This is a genomic window from Devosia naphthalenivorans, assembly GCF_003056355.1.
Lineage (GTDB): Bacteria > Pseudomonadota > Alphaproteobacteria > Rhizobiales > Devosiaceae > Devosia > Devosia naphthalenivorans.
In genome coordinates this window covers 284,332-303,037 of sequence record NZ_PYVW01000002.1, presented here as the reverse complement: position 1 = coordinate 303,037, position 18,706 = coordinate 284,332, and the positions used below count along the sequence as shown (strand labels likewise).

Genomic DNA, 18,706 nt, shown 5'->3' with positions numbered 1-18,706 from the left:
GGCCGAGGCCGGTTTCATGCGGTCCCTGATTTGTGCGGATACTGACCGCTTATCCTTAGTATCCTGTTAAGTGTAGCAACCCCTGAGCAGGGCCACGGCTCAATTCACGTTTACCGCTTCGGGCACCACCACGGCTAACACCGTTCTGTGTCCGAAGCGCGACCGACATTGGTCGCATCTTTGCTCCACGCCCTCCTGGTTCGAGGCGCTGAAGAAGCGCACCTCACCACGAGGGCGTTGGCACAATCTAGCCCTTCAATACTTCAGCCAGCGTCCGGCCGATCCGCGCCGGTGATTTCGACACGCGGATACCCGCTGCCTCCATCGCCGCAATCTTGTCTTCCGCGCCGCCCTTGCCGCCCGAAATTACGGCGCCAGCATGGCCCATGGTACGACCGGCAGGAGCCGTCAAACCAGCGATGAAACCGGCCATTGGCTTCTTGCGGCCCTTCTTGGCTTCGTCGATCAGGAACTGCGCGGCCTCTTCCTCGGCCGAGCCACCGATTTCGCCGATCATGATGATCGACTTGGTCGCTTCGTCGGCGAGGAACATTTCGAGCATATCGATGAATTCGGTGCCCTTGACCGGATCGCCGCCGATACCGACAGCAGTGGTCTGGCCAAGACCTTCATTGGTTGTCTGGAACACTGCTTCATACGTAAGCGTGCCCGAGCGGGAAACAATGCCCACCGAGCCCTTGGAGAAGATGGAGCCGGGCATGATGCCGATCTTGCATTCTTCCGGCGTCAGCACGCCGGGGCAGTTCGGCCCGATCAGGCGCGACTTGCTCTTTGCCAGCTTGGCCTTGACCCGCACCATGTCGAGAACCGGCACGCCTTCGGTGATGCACACGATCAGCGGGATTTCCGCGTCGATGGCTTCCTCGATGGCAGCAGCGGCACCCGGAGGCGGCACATAGATTACCGAGGCATTGGCGCCGGTGCGCTCCTTGCCTTCGGCCACGGTGGTGAAAATCGGCAACTGGGTTCCATCGACACCCGACGACCAGGATTCGCCACCCTTCTTGGGATGGGTGCCACCGACCATCTTGGTGCCGTAATAGGCCAGAGCCTGTTCGGTGTGGAACGTTCCGGTCTTGCCGGTCAGGCCCTGAACGAGAACCTTGGTGTCTTTATTGACGAGAATCGACATTGGTTTGGTCTCTCTTGCAGGGCGTTAGGCAGCGGACTTGACGGCAGTGACGATCTTCTGCGCCGCGTCATCGAGGTCATCGGCGGAAATGACGTTGAGGCCGGACTGATCGAGGATAGCCTTGCCTTCCTTGACGTTGGTGCCTTCGAGACGAACCACCAGCGGCACCTGCAACCCGACTTCCTTGACTGCAGCGATCACGCCTTCGGCGATGACGTCGCAGCGCATGATACCGCCGAAGATGTTGACGAGAATGCCCTTCACCGCCGGATCGGCCGTGATGATCTTGAACGCCGCCGTCACCTTCTCCTTGGAAGCGCCACCACCCACGTCGAGGAAGTTGGCTGGCTCGGCGCCATAGAACTTGATGATGTCCATGGTCGACATGGCCAGACCCGCGCCATTGACCATGCAACCGATATTGCCATCGAGCGCCACATAGGCGAGGTCGAACTTGGACGCCTCGATTTCCTTGGCGTCTTCCTCGGAAAGATCACGCAGCGTCTTGAGCTCTTCGTGGCGGAACGCGGCATTGTTGTCGAAGCTCACCTTGGCGTCCAGGACCCGCAAATGCCCGTCGGTCATCACGATCAGCGGGTTCACTTCCAACAGGCTCATGTCGGTTTCGGTGAAGGCCTTGTAGAGGATCGGGAACAGCTTGGCCGCGTCGGCCTTGGCATCGCCATCGAGCTTGAGCGCCGTAACGATCTCGGAAACGTTGGCCTCGGTCACGCCGGTAGTTGGGTCGATATCGACGGCGATGATCTTTTCGGGCGTATCATGCGCCACCGCTTCGATATCCATGCCGCCTTCGGTGGACACCACGAAGGAAACGCGGCCGGTGCTGCGATCGACGAGCAGCGAGCAATAAAGCTCACGGGCAATATCGGCACCGTCTTCGATATAGAGGCGGTTGACCTGCTTGCCGGCGTCGCCAGTCTGCTTGGTAACCAGCGTGTTGCCCAGCATCTCCTTGGAGAAGGCGACGACTTCATCGATCGTCTTGGCCAGGCGCACACCGCCCTTGGCATCGGGGCCGAGTTCCCTAAACTTGCCCTTGCCGCGGCCACCCGCATGGATCTGGCTCTTGACCACATAAAGCGGGCCAGGAAGCTGGCGCGCCGCGGCCTCGGCCTCGTCAGCCGAAAAAATCGCCACGCCCGCCGCAACCGGCGCACCGTAGGACTTCAAAAGCTCTTTGGCCTGGTGTTCATGGATGTTCATTCAAAGTCCCCTTGGGTGGGCAGGACGGCGCCGGATCAATCTCAACGCACCGCACAACTATTTCAGTCCACTGCGTCATTCCCGCGAAAGCGGGAACCTCTATTGGCCATGCCATAGAGAGAAACGGAGGTCCCCGCTTTCGCGGGAATGACTCCGTGACTGTTAAGCTAATTTTGGCGCGATCTTCTTGCACGCCTCGATTAGACCTTCCACCGCGCCGACGGACTTGTCGAAAGCCTTCTGCTCGGCCGAGTTCAGCGCGATCTCGATGATCTTCTCCGCACCACCGGCACCGATCACCACCGGCACGCCGACATAGGTGCCTTTGACGCCATACTGGCCATCCAGGTAAGCCGCAGCCGGCAACACGCGCTTCTTGTCCTTGAGATAGCTTTCGGCCATCGCAATGGCAGACGTCGCTGGTGCGTAGAAGGCCGAGCCGGTCTTGAGCAGGCCGACGATCTCGGCGCCGCCATCGCGGGTGCGCTGAATGATGCTTTCGAGCTTTTCCTTGCTCATCCAGCCCATCTTGACGATGTCGGTCAGGGGAATGCCCGCAACGGTCGAATAGCGCGGCAGCGGCACCATGGTGTCGCCGTGGCCGCCCAGCACGAAGGCGTTGATGTCTTCCACCGAGACATTGAGCTCGTCAGCGATGAAGTGCACGAACCGCGAGGAGTCCAGCACGCCGGCCATGCCGATGACCTTGTTGGCGGGCAGGCCCGAGAACTTCTGCAGTGCCCACACCATGGCGTCGAGCGGGTTGGTGATGCAGATGACGAAAGCGTCGGGCGCGTACTTGGCAATGCCCGCCCCCACTTGCTCCATCACCTTGAGGTTGATTTCCAGCAGGTCGTCGCGGCTCATGCCGGGCTTGCGCGGCACGCCGGCCGTGACGATGACCACGTCGGCGTCCTTGAGGTCTTCGTATTTCGAAGTGCCGGAGATCTTGGCGTCATAGCCTTCGACCGGCGCCGACTGGGAAATATCGAGCGCCTTGCCCTGCGGCACGCCATCGACGATATCGAACAGCACGATGTCGCCAAGGTCCTTGAGGGCCGCCAGGTGGGCCAGGGTGCCACCGATCTGACCCGAGCCGATAAGAGCGATTTTCTTGCGCGCCATAAATCCTCATCCCAGTCTGCGTTGAATTGGCGCACCTCTTAACCCTCCGCGCCGGGAGGGGCAAGTGAACCCTTCGTCTAAAGCAGCGATCGGGCCTTGCTGATGGGCGAAGGGGTCGTGCCGGAAAGGCAAGGTGCCGCGCGTCAGTTTTGCTCTTGTGCTTCGGCGGGGGAGCCCGCGCCTTCATCCGCGTCGCGCAGACCCTTGGCCAGGTAATCCTCGGACTGCATTTCGATCAGTCGCGACACCGTGCGCTGGAACTCGAACGCTGTGCGGTCGTCCTTGCCCAATTGCTCGAGCGGAACGTCGAAGCTGGCGCCCAGCTTGACGCCGCGGTCATAAAGATTGTCGATCAGCAGGATAAAGCGCTTCGCCGCGTTGGACCGGGTTCGATCCATTTGCGGCACGTTGTCGATGACGATGGAATCGAAGGCATGGGCGATGCGCACGAAATCGCGCGATCCAAGCGGCTTCTCGCACAGGTCTGAAAATCCGAACCGCGCCGCGCCCATCGCCGCCAACGGCACCACGATCTGCCGGCCGATGCTTTCCACCACGTCCGGCTTGCCAGCGGCCCCACCCGTGATTCGAAGCCATAGCCGGTCCATCGCCGCCCGCACCTCGGGGCCGCTCCCAAAGGCATAGACCTGCTGTCCAGAGAACTTGAGCCGCCGGTAATCCTGCGCCGCCGGCAGCGACGCGACCGTCACGTGCCGCTTCAACAGCTCGATGAAAGGCAGGAACAACTGCCGGTTGAGCCCATCCTTGTAAAGCTCGTCGGGCACCACATTGGAGGTCGCGACCAGCGTCACGCCCTGCGCGAAAAGCTTTTCGAACAACCGGTAGAGCAGCATGGCATTGGTAATGTCGTGCACATGGAATTCATCGAGGCACAGCAGCCGCAGCCCGGATTTGACGATTGGCCGCACCACCGCCTCGACCGGATCGGCATCGCGACCCTTGTCGCTCTTGCGAAACGCCGCCATCCCAACATGCACTTCGTCCATGAACTCATGGAAATGCACCCGCCGCTTTTCGGCGATGGGCACAACTGCATAGAACAGATCCATCAGCATGGTCTTGCCGCGCCCGACCTCGCCATGAAGATAGAGTCCCTGCACCGGCTCCGGCTTGTCGAACAGCTTAGCAAAAAGCCCCTTGGGCCGGCCCGCCACCAGCCCCACCAACACCCCATCCAGCAAACGCGCCGCATCCACCTGCGCCGGATCGGCACTCAAAACCCCCTTGCCCGCCAGCTCTGCGTAGGCAGCACTGACGGGGCCGGTAGCTGATAAATTTGTGGGCTTAACGGACAACTAGGACGCCGAACTCTCGGTAGTCGGGTCAGGCCGAGTCGAAAATTGTAGTCTTCGAGAACCGGAGCGCAGCGTACTTGAGTACGTGAGCACCGGAAGCGCAGCTGACTACAATTTGCAGACCGGCATCACCCGACGGCTATCGGGCCATGGAGATGGCTTGGCCGCCACCCATCGTCCCTATGTAACGGCCGCCGCTTGGTGCGAGGAAGGCCGCGATGTTGCCGTTGTCATCATAAAGCTGCAACTGGCTGCCCACCTGCTGCCAGCCGCTGACCGACGCCAGGCCGGGCACACTGCAGCCCGGAGCCGAGGCGCGATAGTAGCTGGTGCCGGCCTTCGCAGTCATGGGCAGATTGAGACGGCACTGGTCCGAACCCGCAACCACGTTCCACACCCCTTCGGGGCCCGCGCTCATGCCGCCAGCGCTGGGCTGGGCAAGAGGGGCCAGCGACACCATCGAACCGCCGGGCTGGGTGCCAGGCGTGGTGGTGGTTGCGACGGGCGCGGTCATGCCGGGGCTGACGGAGGCCATCTGCGGAGTGGTCGAAACGCCGCCCAAGACGGGCTGGCCACCCAGGCCAGGAGCGGGAGTACCGGTCGCGCCGATTGCGGGTAGCGTGCCCTGCTGCACGGTCGAGCTTTGCACCGGCGTAATTTGCGACGGCGCGCCGATCGTATTCAGATTGGCCGTATTGGACCCCGTCGACTGGCACGCTGCCAGCACCAGCGCCATCGCTCCAATTCCTGCAGCCGACATCGTTCCGCGCATCCAGACCCTCATGGTTCGCTCCTGCCCGAAGGCTTAAAAAAGGTTAACAGCTGTGCCGCCTTATAGCTAAACCCACAACTGCATACAACCGCCCGGTCCGCATCTGAGCCAAGGCACAGTAATATGGCGGCATTACGAATTATGAGGCCGCCATGTCTCGCAACAGATCTTCGGCCAGAAGGGTTGCATCACGCACTTCGTCTTCGGGAACCTGCACCGGCACACCCTCCTGCCCAAAGAGATTCGGCACGCCCGGGAATCCGCCTTCGCCCTGTTCGAGCGGGTGAAACCCGTGCGCCCGCAGGGCAACCACCAATATACGGGCGGCCGAGGGGTCCTTCACATGAACGATGGTCTGGTAGCTCATCATGTTCTCCGATCACGGCGTGATCCTGAAGCCTGGCTCAAACTGGAGCAAGAACAAAACGGCTTCCGCCCTCTTCGCATTGCCAATTGACCCGCAAAATGCTGCAATCCGGCGTAAGCTGTTTCACTGTAAGGTGATTTGCCGCTACAAGAGAGCCGGACTTAGCTCGCATCGGACAAGTGTCTGCCTTGGGGATTGAATGGGCGCCTATATTCTTCGCCGCCTGCTGCTGATGATCCCGACCGTCTTCGGCATCATGGCGATCTCCTTCCTGATCACCCAGTTTGCCCCGGGCGGGCCCGTCGAGCAGGCGCTGGCCAATCTTTCCGGGCAAAACCAGTCCATCACGGAGCGCATTACCGGCAGCGCGGAGGGGGATTTCGCTGGCCAGCCGGCGCAAGGCGGCTCCGGCGGCAGTTATCGCGGCAGCCAGGGCCTCTCTCCCGATCTCGTCGCCCGCATCGAAAAGCAGTTCGGCTTCGACAAGCCCCCGCTGGAGCGCTTTGGGCTGATGCTGTGGAACTATGTCCGCTTCGACTTTGGCGACAGCTACTATCGCGACATCTCCGTTATCGACCTCATCAAGGAGAAAATGCCGGTCTCCATCTCTCTGGGGCTGTGGATGACGCTGATCGCCTACGGCATCTCGATACCCCTGGGCATCAAGAAGGCCGTGACCGATGGCTCCCGCTTCGATGTATGGACGTCCACCATCGTCATCATCGGCTATGCCATTCCCGGCTTTCTCATCGGCATCATGCTGATCGTGCTGTTTGCCGGCGGCAGCTTCTGGTCGATTTTTCCCCTGCGGGGGCTCACCTCGCCCGGGTTCGACAGCTTCCCCTGGTGGCGGCAGATCCTCGACTATTTCTGGCATATGACGCTGCCCATCATCGCCATGGGCCTGGGCGCCTTCGCCACCACGACGCTGCTGACCAAGAATTCCTTCATCGACGAGATCGGCAAGCAATATGTCACCACCGCACGCGCCAAGGGCCTGACCGAGCGCCAGGTGCTCTATGGCCACGTCTTCCGCAACGCCATGATGCTGATCATCGCCAGCTTCCCGGCCGCTTTCATCTCGGCGTTCTTCTCGGGCTCCCTGCTCATCGAGACCATCTTCTCGCTTGATGGCCTTGGCCTGCTGGGTCTGGAATCGGTTTCCAACCGCGATTATCCGGTGGTCTTTGCCACGCTCTACATCTTCAGCCTGCTCGGCCTCGCCATTTCGCTGATCTCGGACCTGGCCTATATGTGGGTCGATCCGCGTCTTGATTTCGAAAGCCGCGAAGTATGACGGAGATGACGCAAGAAGCGGCCGTCGTCGAAACGCCGCGCAACCGCTTCCTTTCCCCGCTTAATCAGCGCCGTTGGGCCAATTTCAAGGCCAACCGGCGCGGCTGGTGGTCGCTCTGGATTTTCCTTGTGCTGTTTCTGGCGACGCTTGGCTCCGAGTTCATCGCCAATGACCGGCCAATTCTTGTGTCCTACAAGGGCGAACTGTTGTTCCCCGCCTTTGTGGACTACCCCGAATCTAAATTCGGCGGTTTTCTCGCCGTCACCAACTACCGGGACGATTTCATCGCCTCCGATATCGCTGCCAATGGCTGGGCGCTTTGGCCGCCAGTGCGCTTCAACTACCAGACGGTCGATACCAACCTGCCGTATTCCGGATCGGTTGCGCCGAGCTGGCTCATGAGCTGGGAAGAAAACTGCGCCCGCTATCCCCAGCAGACGGCGGACCCAAACTGCCATTGGGGCAATTACCATTGGCTGGGCACCGACGAGCGCGGCCGCGACGTCCTAGCCCGCCTGCTCTACGGATTCCGCATCTCCGTCCTGTTCGGCCTTACACTGACCATTTTCTCATCCGTCATCGGCGTTTTCGCCGGTGCCGTGCAGGGCTATTTCGGCGGCTGGGTGGATCTGCTGTTTCAGCGCTTCATCGAAATCTGGACCTCCATTCCGGCGCTCTACCTGCTGCTGATCATCTCCTCGGTGATCGCCCCGAGCTTCTGGGTGCTCCTGGGCATCCTCCTGCTCTTCTCCTGGGTTGCGCTGGTGGGCATCGTACGCGCGGAATTCCTGCGCGGCCGCAATTTCGAATACATCGCCGCCGCCCGCGCGCTCGGCGTTTCCAATCTCACCATCATGTTTCGCCACCTTTTGCCCAATGCGATGGTCGCGACCCTCACCTTCATGCCCTTCATCCTGTCGGGCTCGGTGGTGACGCTCACCTCGCTCGATCTCCTGGGCTTCGGCCTGCCGCCCGGCTCTCCCTCGCTCGGCGAACTCCTCGCCCAAGGCAAAAACGATCTGCAGGCGCCCTGGCTCGGCCTCACCGGTTTTTTCACCATCGCCATCATGATGACCCTCCTGGTCTTCATCGGCGAAGCCGTCCGCGATGCGTTCGACCCCAGAAAGTCGATGGGATGAACCGGAGCGTTTCCCTAAATGTAGATCGGGCTATCACCACGCTCGCAGTCGACACCCTCCCCCTCGCGGGGAGGGATCAAGGGTGGGGGCCGACTGGCCCGGATCTCAGACTTTTGCCGTCCCTTTCAATTCCACCGCGTCATTCCCGTCCACGTCGTCATGCCAGTCCACCGCGTCATTCCCGCGAAGGCGGGAATCTCACTTTTGTGCCGAAAGGAAGTGGGATTCCCGCTTTCGCGGGAATGACGACGTGGCTGACAAGGACCTTCCCTCTGGGGGGACCAGATCGGTGCGGGCACAAAATCGCGGGTGAACGCAAATGACCACCCCCCTCCTCTCCATTCGCGACCTCACCATTCGCTTCGGCGCCAACGACGCGACGAAAAACCTCTCCTTCGACGTTGCCCCGGGTGAAACCGTCGCGCTCGTTGGCGAAAGCGGCTCCGGCAAATCCGTCACCGCCCTGTCCGTCCTCAAACTGCTCCCGCCCTCTGCACAGTTCTCCGGCCAGATCCTGTTCAAGGGCCAGGACCTCATCACCGCTTCGCCGGCAGAGCTACGTGCCGTTCGCGGCAACGACATTTCGATGATCTTTCAGGAGCCGATGAGCTCGCTCAATCCGGTCCACACGGTCGAGCGCCAGATTGGCGAAGTGCTGGCCATCCACCGGGGCATGCGCACCACCGCCGCCCGCGCTCGCACCATCGAACTGCTCGACGCAGTCGGCATTCCCGATCCTGCCAGCCGCCTCGGCGCCTACCCGCACCAGCTTTCCGGCGGCCAGCGCCAGCGCGTCATGATCGCCATGGCGCTCGCCAACGAGCCGGACCTGCTGATCGCCGACGAGCCCACCACCGCCCTAGACGTCACCGTTCAGGCACAAATCCTGAGCCTGCTCAAAAGCCTGCAGCAGAGCATGGGCATGGCCATGCTCTTCATCACCCATGATCTGGGCATAGTGCAAAAGATCGCCGACCGGGTCTGCGTCATGACCAAGGGGGAGATCGTCGAAACCGGCCCCGTCGCACCGCTCTTTGCCAATCCGCAACACGCCTATACCCGCCACCTCCTCGCCGCCGAGCCGCGCGGCACGCCACCGGCTTCCGACCCATCGGCCCCCTCCATCGTCGACGTCGCTGACCTCAAGGTATGGTTCCCCATCAAGCGCGGCCTGTTCCGCCGCACGGTGGGCCACATCAAGGCCGTCGACGGCATCGACCTCTCCATCCGCCGCGGCGAAACGCTCGGCGTCGTCGGCGAAAGCGGCTCGGGCAAGTCGACGCTCGGCTACGCCCTCCTCCGCCTCATCCCCTCCGATGGCCGCATCGTCGTCCTGGGCAACGAGGTTCAGGGCCGCTCCTGGAAAGCCATGCGCCCCTTGCGCGCCGATATGCAGATCGTTTTTCAGGACCCCTTCGGCTCGCTCAGCCCGCGCCTGTCGGTCGACCGCATCATCGGTGAGGGCCTTGCCGTCCACATGCCCCGGCTCACCGCTGCCCAACGCGACGAACGCGTCGTCAAGGCGCTCGGAGAAGTGGGCCTGCCGCCCGAAGCGCGCTTCCGCTATCCGCATGAATTCTCCGGCGGCCAGCGCCAGCGCATTGCCATAGCCCGCGCCCTGGTGCTGGAGCCCAAATTCGTCGTGCTGGACGAACCCACATCGGCGCTGGATGTCTCCATTCAGGCCCAGGTCGTCGATCTGCTACGCGATATCCAGCAGAGCCATGGGCTGACCTACATGTTCATCTCTCATGACCTCAAGGTGGTTCGGGCGCTCGCCAACCAGTTGATCGTCATGCGCAATGGCAAAATCGTCGAACACGGCCCCGCCAATGACATCTTCCTGGCGCCCCGATCGGACTACACAAAGGCCCTGATGGCAGCGGCCTTCGACGTGGCAGAGATCGGCACAACATCGTTGGATCCCCCTGTCGCGCCATGAATTTTGCCCCTAGTCTGACCCAACATCCGCAAAACCGGAGCTGTCTGATGAAGTTCGCCCCTCTCCTCATGACCGCCCTCATGGCGCTGGGCGTTGGCACCCCCGCCCGCGCTCAAACGCCAACCGACACCTGGGTTCACGCCTTCAACATGAGCGAGGACCCGAAATACCCTGAAGGCTTCCCCCATTTCGACTATGTGAACGTCGATGCGCCCAAGGGCGGCGTCGTCCGCCTGGGTCAAATGGGGGGCTTCGACACCTTCAACCCCATCCTGCCCAAGGGCGAAGTCGCGGGTGGCATCGGCCTCGTCTACGAAACGCTGCTCACGCCATCGCTCGACGAGGTGAACTCCTATTACGGATTGCTGGCCGAAAGCCTGCGCATCGCCCCGGATTACGGCGCCGTGACCTTCCGCATGAACCCCGCCGCGAAATGGCACGATGGCGAGCCCGTCACCGCCGAGGACGTCGTCTGGTCATTCAACAAGGCCAAGGAACTCAATCCCAACCAGGCGCAATACTACAAGAACGTGGTCAGCGCCGAAGTCACGGCGCCCGGCGAAGTCACCTTCACCTTCGACCAAACCGGCAATCGCGAACTGCCACTGATCCTGGGCCAGTTACTGGTATTGCCCCAGCACTGGTGGGAGGGCAGCGACGCCAGGGGCAGGCAGCGCAATATCGGTGACTCCACCCTGGAAGCCCCAATGGGCTCAGGACCCTATGAACTCGCCGGCCTCGACGCGGGCAGTACGGTCACCTACAAGCGCGTAGCCGATTACTGGGGCGCCGATCACCCCACCCACATCGGCACCAACAATTTCGACGAATACCGCATCGAATATTTCCTCGACCTCACCGTGCAATTCGAAGCCTTCAAGGGCGACCAGTTCGATTGGTGGTGGGAAAACCAGGCCCGCCGCTGGGCCACTGCCTACGATTTCCCGGCCGTAAACGAAGGCCGCATCGTCCAGGAGCTCTTCCCGCAGGACTACGCCAATTCAGGCCTGATGTTGGGTTTCATTCCCAACACACGCCGCGAGAAATTCCAGGATCAACGCGTTCGCGAAGCGCTCAACTACGCCTTCGATTTCGAGCAGCTCAGCAGCACGCTGTTCTTCGGCCAGTACGAGCGCATCGACAGCTATTTCTTTGGGCTCCCCTTCCGCTCCAGCGGCCTGCCGGAGGGCGAAGAGCTCGAAATCCTCAACTCGGTCAAGGAGCTCGTCCCGCCCTCGGTCTTCACTGAAGAATACACCAACCCCGTCAGCGGCGATCCGCAGAAGCTGCGCGAAAACCTGCGCACCGCCCTCCAGCTATTGACCGAAGCCGGCTACACCCTCCAGGGCAGCCAACTGCTCGACCCGAACGGCAAACCCTTCACCTTCGAAATCCTGCTCAACGGCCCAACCATCGAGCCGGTCGCGCAGAACCTCGTTACCAATCTCGCCAAGATCGGTATTGCCGTCTCGCTACGCTCCGTCGACAGCCCGCAATACATCAACCGCCTGCGCAGCTTCGACTACGACATGATCTATTCCGGCTGGGGCCAGTCCTTCTCGCCCGGCAATGAGCAGCGCTATTTCTTCGGCTCCTCCAGCGCCGATGAGGAAGGCTCGCAGAACTATATCGGCATCGCCGATCCGGGCATCGACGCGCTCATCGACAAGCTGATCGTAGCCGACGACCGCGCCACCCAGGAGGCCGCCACCAAGGCGCTGGACCGCACCCTGCTGCACCATCACTTCATGGTCCCCAGCTATTCCCTGCGCCAATCCCGCATCGCCCGCTGGAACCGCTTCAGCCATCCCGACCCGCTCCCCGAATTCTCCAGCGGCTTCCCAACCATCTGGTGGTACGACGAAGCCAAGGCGGCCGCGACGGGTGGGGCGCGGTAGGCACGGTACAAGACCGAAAGTCAGGATGTCTGGGCCCCTTCAGTAGACCTCATCCTGAGCCTGTCGAAGGACGAGGTCGTGGCGTTGGCCGTCCTCCACTCGCTTGAGCGCGGGTTGCACCCGGGCAATCTCCAATGGTTCGACAGGCTCATTACGAGAACTTTGGGCAAGCCCTCAATAGTCCCGCTCATAAAACACGCCCAAGCTGGAATCCCCATTCTGCCCGGCCGCGCCCGTCACCTTCAGATCCTTCGTCACATCGAGATTGATGGTCACCCGGCTCTGCCCGCCGGCACCGGCCTGCACACCCAGATACACGTTGTCCTGAATATAAGTCCCCGCCTGCACCGCGACATTGCCTTGGTCGTCCGTAACGATATCGAGGTCATCCAGCCCCGCCGCACCGCGCAGGCTGTCGACCAGCCCGCCCCCACCGCCGCCGACCAGCTCCCCTGCCGCAGCGGCAAGCTTGGCCAATTGCAGCGGCGACAGTTCGCCCATCGAGCGGCCGAAGATCAGCCGGCTCAGCACTTCATCCTGCGGCAGCATGGGGGCCGAAGAGAAGCTCACTTCGATGTCCGAAGCGCGCCCGGACACGGTCACGAACACCGTGATATCGTCGCCCTCGACACTGGCCACCAGATTCAACTGCGGGTCGAGATCACCCACAAGCGTCACCGTGCCGCTGTCGAAGGTCACCCGCTCACCGAGAATGTCGAGCCGCCCCCGCGTCAATTCAAACGCGCCCACCGGCTGGATATCCCCTATCGGCCCAGTGATCCGGACCGTGCCGCCCACCTCGGCGTCCAGTCCGCGGCCGCGGATGAAGATCTGATTGGGCGCATTGACGTTGATATCGAGTAACACCCCGCCCGGCCGCGACTGCGGCACTGGGGCGCCGGATTCATCGATGCGGGCCCGCACCAGAGTTTGCTCGACGGCCGGCGGAATGCGCACATGTTCGACGTCGATCAGCTCCGTGCCGCCGCCAAAGCTCTGCGGCACGGTGATATTGGCCTCTTCGACAAACACGTCTCCGCTCAACAGCGGCGAGCCCGTCAAATTACCCGTCAGCGCCAGATTGCCTGATGCGGTGGCGACAAACAAATGGCCATCGGCGTAGCGCGCCGAATTGAGGGCCAGCCGCACATTGGCCGGCAGGCCCCCGGTCAACCCGATCGAACCGGAAGCGGAGACCGAGCCACCGGTGGCAAGATTTGCCGAGAGCGCATCGATAGTCAGATTGGTGCCATTGAGGCTCGCCGAACCGGCAATGCCCTGCAGCCGCAGGTTCAACTCCGGGTCAACGTAACCGGCGCCACTCGTCGCCACGCGTCCGCCGAACTGCGGCGCGGCAAGGCTCCCGGTTGCGCGGGCGTCCAGCGTCACGACCCCGCTCAACTGCCCGCCGCGATCAGCGACGAACCTGTTGCCCAGCGCCAGTGGCGCCGAGCCATTGACGCTCACATTGAGCCCGCCTCCGCTCAGCGGCACCCTGCCAGAACCTTGCAGCGTCAAGCCGCCCGAGCCGTTCGCTCGCAGCGCCGCCAGCGTCACGACGTTGCCGGCGAAGCTGCCATTGGCCGAAACACTCAGCGGCGCGATGCCGAATTCGCCGATCGCCGCCGCATTGATCCCTTGGGCCTCCGCTTGAAACTGCACGCGCGGATCGGTGCCTGTGCCGCCGATGGTAGCCCGCCCGTTGAGCGTTCCGGAAAGCCCCAGATCAGGCGACACGGTGTTGGCAATCGATAGCGGCAGGGCATTGATGTCGAGCACGATATCGAGTGCCTCACCCGCCGAACCGGTGGCGGTGATCGAGCCGGAGCCCACGTCAAACCGCACCGCATCCAGCGACACGCTGGAGCCAGCCACCTGCAACACGGTCGGCCGAGCAAGCCGCGCCGACAATTGCCCCTGCACAAGTTCCGCCCGGTCGAGTGCCAGCCTGTAGCCCGCTTCCACCGGGGTCAGGGAGCCGGCAATATCCACATCGGTGCCCGTTGCCAGCGACGCCTGCCCATCGAACGAGGTTGTGGTGCCGCTCTGCGTCGCGGTTGCACGCAAGGTGCGGACATCGACGCCAGCCGCCGCGATATCGCGGCCATTGAGCGAGCCATCGATCATCGGCACGCCGAACAGATCGCCGATCGTCGCCGACACATCCGCAGCGCCCACGCGAATGGCATTGACCGAAAGGTCCCGCACATCGCCGCGCACCGCTGCGCCCTGCTTGCCATCGGCCGGCTGCAGCGTCACATCGGCGTTCACGGCGCCAGATGCCTCGAGCAGCGCCAGCGCCGCCGGCACCGACACATCGGGCGAAACCATGTTCAGCCCGCCATCGATCAAGCCCGTCTCTACGACACGGACCAACTCACCGGTGATCCGCGTCCCCGCGGCCTGGAACGCAATATCGCGCAGCGCCTGCTGGTCTGGAGTGACATTCACCCCCGCTGCAAGCGTGGTACGGAAACCATCCAGTGCGCCCGATCCATCGATAGTTCCCGTGAGGGTGTCGACGTTATACTGCCCGGCAAAACCAACGCGGGCCTCGCGCAGTTGTCGATCGGCCAGAGTGCCGGTCGGCACACTCGCATCGAGGTTGAGATCGATAATATTCTCGGCGCCCTTGGCCGTTCCCACCACCTGGAGCGCACCCGATGCCTGACCGGACAGCAGCGCCAGATCACTCAGATCCAGGTTGAAGGTGAAATCCGCAACCTCGCTCGAATAAGAACCGTCGGCCAGCACCTGCACTTGCGGGTTCTCGATGCGGAAGTTCTCAGCCATCAACCCGTTGGTGTTGCGCGCCACCCGCCCGCCAAGGGACACGGTTCCGGCCAGCAGCCGGTCCGCAACCTCGTCGCCGACGGCAAGATCGGTGCCCGTACCATCGAGCGTCAAATCGAACCCGCCCACCACCGGCATGATCGAGCCGCTTGCGTTCAGCGACAGCGCGCCATTGAGCTCGCGCCCGGCCAGGCCCGAGAATGGCGCAATGCTGGCGGTTTCGAGGCCGATGTCGCCCCTGAAATCCAGGCCATCGAGCTGGCCCGTCAGCATGGCTGTCAACGCGTTCCCCACCACGCGGAATTCTGCCAGTTCCACCGGCTCGCCCGCGTTCCAGAGCCCTGCGATACCGATGCCGATCCCGTCGCCCAGCGCTGCTTCGACTTCCTCCGAAGCCGTGATCCCCGAAAGGCTGCCATCGCCATTGAACGTCACGCGGCGCGTTGCCGGATCGCTCAAATTCGTCGCAACACCACCCACCGTCAGCGCAACCGTCTCGGCTGCAAAGCCGTCCGTTTCATAGCCAGCAACGCTGAGCGTGGAATTCCAGTCCTCGCTGCCTTCGCCGCCGAACGCTATCGCGAGTTGGGCTGAATCAACCCGCGTCGCACTGCCGGGCACCGGCAGCGTCACCTGGCCGCCACTCGGATCGGCAATGACGGCGTTGAGCGCCAGCGTGCGCAGGAAATTATCCGGCGTCGTTTCCACCGCCGCCTCGAGCGAAAGCTGGCCGCCACTGAGCCGGAGCCCGGAGATGGAAAACCCGCCCTCTGAACGCACCAGTGCATTGGCCGTTAGCGACGTCTCCGGCCCGAAGAACGGGCGATAAGGCTCTGCCACGAGCGTCGACAACGGCCCGCGCAGATCTGCATCGACAGCAAAGCCTGCGGCCTGCTGCTGGATGGTGGCCACGCCCGAAAGCGCAGTCTGGCCATTGGCCTGCAACACCAGTTCGGTTCGCAGATCCGCCACCGGCCCCGTGCCATTGAGCGTCAGCGTCACCGCTGGACGGTTTTCGATGTTGAGCAAATTGGCGATCACGCCATCTTCGGGCTCGACCAGCGACAGGCCCAGATCGATCGAATTGTCACCGCCGGTATAAGCCAGATCGAGATCGAGCGTACCACCCGGCCCGTCGAGCCGCACCACGTCAAGGTTCGTCGTCAGGTTGCCATTGTCGAGCGTAAACCCGCCAGCCAGCGAAATCTGCGAACCCAGGCCGAAGACATTTTCCCCAAATGTCACGCTCGGCACGCTCAGCTGCTGCAGGATGATCGCGACCGGGAAATCGGGAATCTGCAACGTCCCGGCTTCAGCCGGCGGCAGGTCCACGCCTTCGGCCGGAACGGCATTGCGAATATAGTCGATGGAATCGGCGGTAAGCGCGCTCACTTCCAGCCGACCAAACAATAGCGCGCCCTGGTTCCAGGTCAGCCGGGCATTGTTGATGCGCAGCCACACACCTTCCTGGTCCGAGATGGTGATCTCGCGCACCGAAACATCAGAGCCCAGGATTCCCTCGATGTTGGAAATCCGGATCTGCCGCTCGGGCGTCGAGAGCCGGTCCTGCACGAAATTGGTCAGGAAATCCTTCTGCTCTTCATTGTCCATCGTGAGCACATCCTGCGCCACGATGGCAGCAGGCACGCCAAGGCCCAGCCCGCACAACATCAGAATCAAAAAGGCGAGCCGCTTTGGCATGTTGAACAACCGCGCCATCAGAATGCCTGCCCTATGCCAACATACAGCGCATAGTCGGGGTCGCCGTCCTGCTTGTTGAGCGGGATGGCAAGGTCAGCCCGCAACGGCCCAAGCCCCGTGTAATACCGCAGGCCCACGCCCGCTCCGAGCCGCAAATCATCGATCCCCGGGAATTCATCGCCGGCAACATAGCCGCCATCGAGAAAGCCAACCACGCCAATGCTCTCGGTCACCTTGGCCCTGGCCTCGAGCGAACCTTCCAGCAGATAGCGTCCGCCGATGATATTGCCGAAGCCGTCATCCACCCCGATCGAGCGGTGTCCGTACCCGCGCACCGATCCGCCGCCGCCGGCAAAGAATAGCCGGTCGGGTGGGATTTCGTTGAGGTCCGCTCCAATCACCGCACCGGCCTTGATCCGGCCAGCCAGCACGAACGGATCGTCCTCGCCAAAGCCGAAATAGGTGCGGCCTTCCACCGTCACGCGGCCCGCCGCATTGCCGTAGTTGAATTCATAGAACGGCTCGATATCGGCCCGCATGTACCAGCCGCTGGTGGCATCCACCTTGTCGTTGCGGAAATCGAGCGTCGCCGCACCGTAAAGACTGGCCACAGCAAAATCGCGCGTGCCGAACACATCCTCGAACTCACTGCGTTCGAATTGTGTGCCGCCTTCAAAGGTAATCTGGTCCGAAAAAATGTGCGTCAAGCCAACCCGGCCCAGCGCTGAGGTTTCCGTATAGGTAGGATAAACCGTGCGTTCCGCCGAAATCGCGGCCACCAGATCGGTATCAGGCGTAAAGACGCCCGGCTTGGTGAAGGTACCGCCAAAGAAATAGTCGAATTCCTCGGTTTCCACCGGAAAGCCTATGCCGGCGATACGCGCATCGAGCCGCAGGCGCTCCGCCTGTCCGAACAGGTTCCGCCACAGATGGAACGCTTCGACGCCCAACCCATCGATTGTCGAATACGTCGCGCCGACGCCGAAGCGGGCTCCGGGCAGTTCCTGCACGATCAGATCATAGGGCAGCAGCCCATCGAGCCCGATGGACTCAGCGGCTTCGAGCCGAGCCGCGCGAAACACTTCGAGCCGGTCGAGCCGCTTCTGCGCCCGATCCACCTCATCGGGGTCGAACTCTTCGCCGGGCGTCAGTCCCGTCTGGCGCCGCACGAACGCGGGGTCCATGCGCTCCGTGCCGCTCACCGTCACCTCGCCAAAGGCCGCCTTTTGCCCCGGATTGACCGTGATCGTCACATCGACAAGGTTGCTCGCATGGTCGGCCACCACGTCCCTGCTGGCGATCACCGCCTTGGCATAACCCTGCTGCCGCCACGCCTCGAGCGCCAGGTTCTCGGCGCGCAGGATCACGCTGGACCGGGCGACTTCACCCACGCCAAACCCCTTGTTGGATGGCAGGTCGACCTGGTCGAACACATCACTGGTCGCCGGCGCCTGATTGACGATATCGACGCGGTTGAAATTGAACAGCGGCCCGGGATCGACCACGATGGTCACCAGCACCGGATCGGGCAGTTCCACGTCCGGCGGCAGGCTCGTGACCTCGCTGGCGCCCACCCGGATGCTGACGACCCCGCCATAATGGCCTTCGTCATAAAGTGCCGCCACGATGCGCCGGTAATCGCCACGCGCCTTGGCCAGAAGCCCGGCCGCGCCGGAGGCAGGCTCCTCCTCGTCGGCCACCAGCGCGGATGCGTTGCGCACGACATTTTCCAGCTCACCCGCGGCATTGACCACGACCGAAACGGAGTAAGGCTGCGGATCGGCGATAACGGCTTCCGCATCCGCTTCGCTCTGGTCCTCGAACAGCTTGAGCCCGAAAATTTCAAATGCACTGGCCGGAGCCGCAAGGCTCAGGCCCGCTGCCGCAACACACAATGCGCCAATACTCGTTACTAACCGCGCGACTTGCAGTGGACCAACCCCGCCTTTGTACTTCAAACCAGACTGGGGCCGCTGCGA

At 62.5% G+C, this 18,706-nt stretch carries 12 protein-coding genes; 4 read left to right on the top strand and 8 right to left on the bottom strand.

What is annotated here, in order from left to right; all coding sequences use genetic code 11:
* Window positions 1-247 precede the first annotated feature (247 nt).
* From sucD to C8264_RS04570, 6 genes are all read right to left on the bottom strand, one after another.
* Complete coding sequence (gene sucD, locus C8264_RS04595) at window positions 248-1,153, bottom strand: succinate--CoA ligase subunit alpha (protein WP_108459776.1); 906 nt, start codon at window positions 1,151-1,153, stop codon at window positions 248-250.
* Between the two features lie 24 nt (window positions 1,154-1,177).
* Window positions 1,178-2,377 (bottom strand): ADP-forming succinate--CoA ligase subunit beta, encoded by a 1,200-nt coding sequence (gene sucC, locus C8264_RS04590; RefSeq protein WP_108459775.1) that lies wholly within the window; start codon window positions 2,375-2,377, stop codon window positions 1,178-1,180.
* 162 nt (window positions 2,378-2,539) lie between these two features.
* Entirely contained in the window at window positions 2,540-3,502 is a 963-nt protein-coding gene (gene mdh, locus C8264_RS04585) for a malate dehydrogenase (RefSeq protein WP_108459774.1), read from the bottom strand.
* Window positions 3,503-3,645: 143 nt separating this feature from the next.
* A complete protein-coding gene (zapE, locus tag C8264_RS04580) occupies window positions 3,646-4,818 on the bottom strand; it encodes a cell division protein ZapE (RefSeq protein ID WP_245892934.1) in 1,173 nt (390 codons plus the stop codon).
* A 139-nt stretch (window positions 4,819-4,957) separates the two neighbouring features.
* Window positions 4,958-5,602, bottom strand: a complete 645-nt coding sequence (locus tag C8264_RS04575; protein WP_108459773.1) for an AprI/Inh family metalloprotease inhibitor — start codon at window positions 5,600-5,602, stop codon at window positions 4,958-4,960.
* A 127-nt stretch (window positions 5,603-5,729) separates the two neighbouring features.
* Window positions 5,730-5,957, bottom strand: coding sequence for a hypothetical protein (locus C8264_RS04570; protein WP_108459772.1), 228 nt, complete (start codon window positions 5,955-5,957; stop codon window positions 5,730-5,732).
* A 199-nt stretch (window positions 5,958-6,156) separates the two neighbouring features.
* Here C8264_RS04570 and C8264_RS04565 point away from each other — a divergent pair, with 199 nt between their 5' ends.
* From C8264_RS04565 to C8264_RS04550, 4 genes are all read left to right on the top strand, one after another.
* Window positions 6,157-7,254 (top strand): microcin C ABC transporter permease YejB, encoded by a 1,098-nt coding sequence (locus C8264_RS04565; RefSeq protein ID WP_108459771.1) that lies wholly within the window; start codon window positions 6,157-6,159, stop codon window positions 7,252-7,254.
* Window positions 7,255-7,259: 5 nt separating this feature from the next.
* On the top strand, window positions 7,260-8,393 hold the full coding sequence (locus C8264_RS04560; protein ID WP_425430660.1) for an ABC transporter permease: 1,134 nt from the start codon (window positions 7,260-7,262) through the stop codon (window positions 8,391-8,393).
* A gap of 319 nt (window positions 8,394-8,712) precedes the next feature.
* Window positions 8,713-10,335 (top strand): ABC transporter ATP-binding protein, encoded by a 1,623-nt coding sequence (locus tag C8264_RS04555; protein WP_108459769.1) that lies wholly within the window; start codon window positions 8,713-8,715, stop codon window positions 10,333-10,335.
* Window positions 10,336-10,382: 47 nt separating this feature from the next.
* Window positions 10,383-12,233, top strand: coding sequence for an extracellular solute-binding protein (locus tag C8264_RS04550; protein WP_245892933.1), 1,851 nt, complete (start codon window positions 10,383-10,385; stop codon window positions 12,231-12,233).
* Between the two features lie 174 nt (window positions 12,234-12,407).
* On the opposite strand, the gene C8264_RS04545 is transcribed toward C8264_RS04550, so the two are convergent.
* Window positions 12,408-16,745, bottom strand: coding sequence for a translocation/assembly module TamB domain-containing protein (locus tag C8264_RS04545; RefSeq protein ID WP_108459768.1), 4,338 nt, complete (start codon window positions 16,743-16,745; stop codon window positions 12,408-12,410).
* Complete coding sequence (locus C8264_RS04540; RefSeq protein ID WP_245892932.1) at window positions 16,745-18,622, bottom strand: autotransporter assembly complex protein TamA; 1,878 nt, start codon at window positions 18,620-18,622, stop codon at window positions 16,745-16,747. The genes C8264_RS04545 and C8264_RS04540 overlap by 1 nt, the downstream gene beginning before the upstream one ends.
* Window positions 18,623-18,706: the final 84 nt, after the last annotated feature.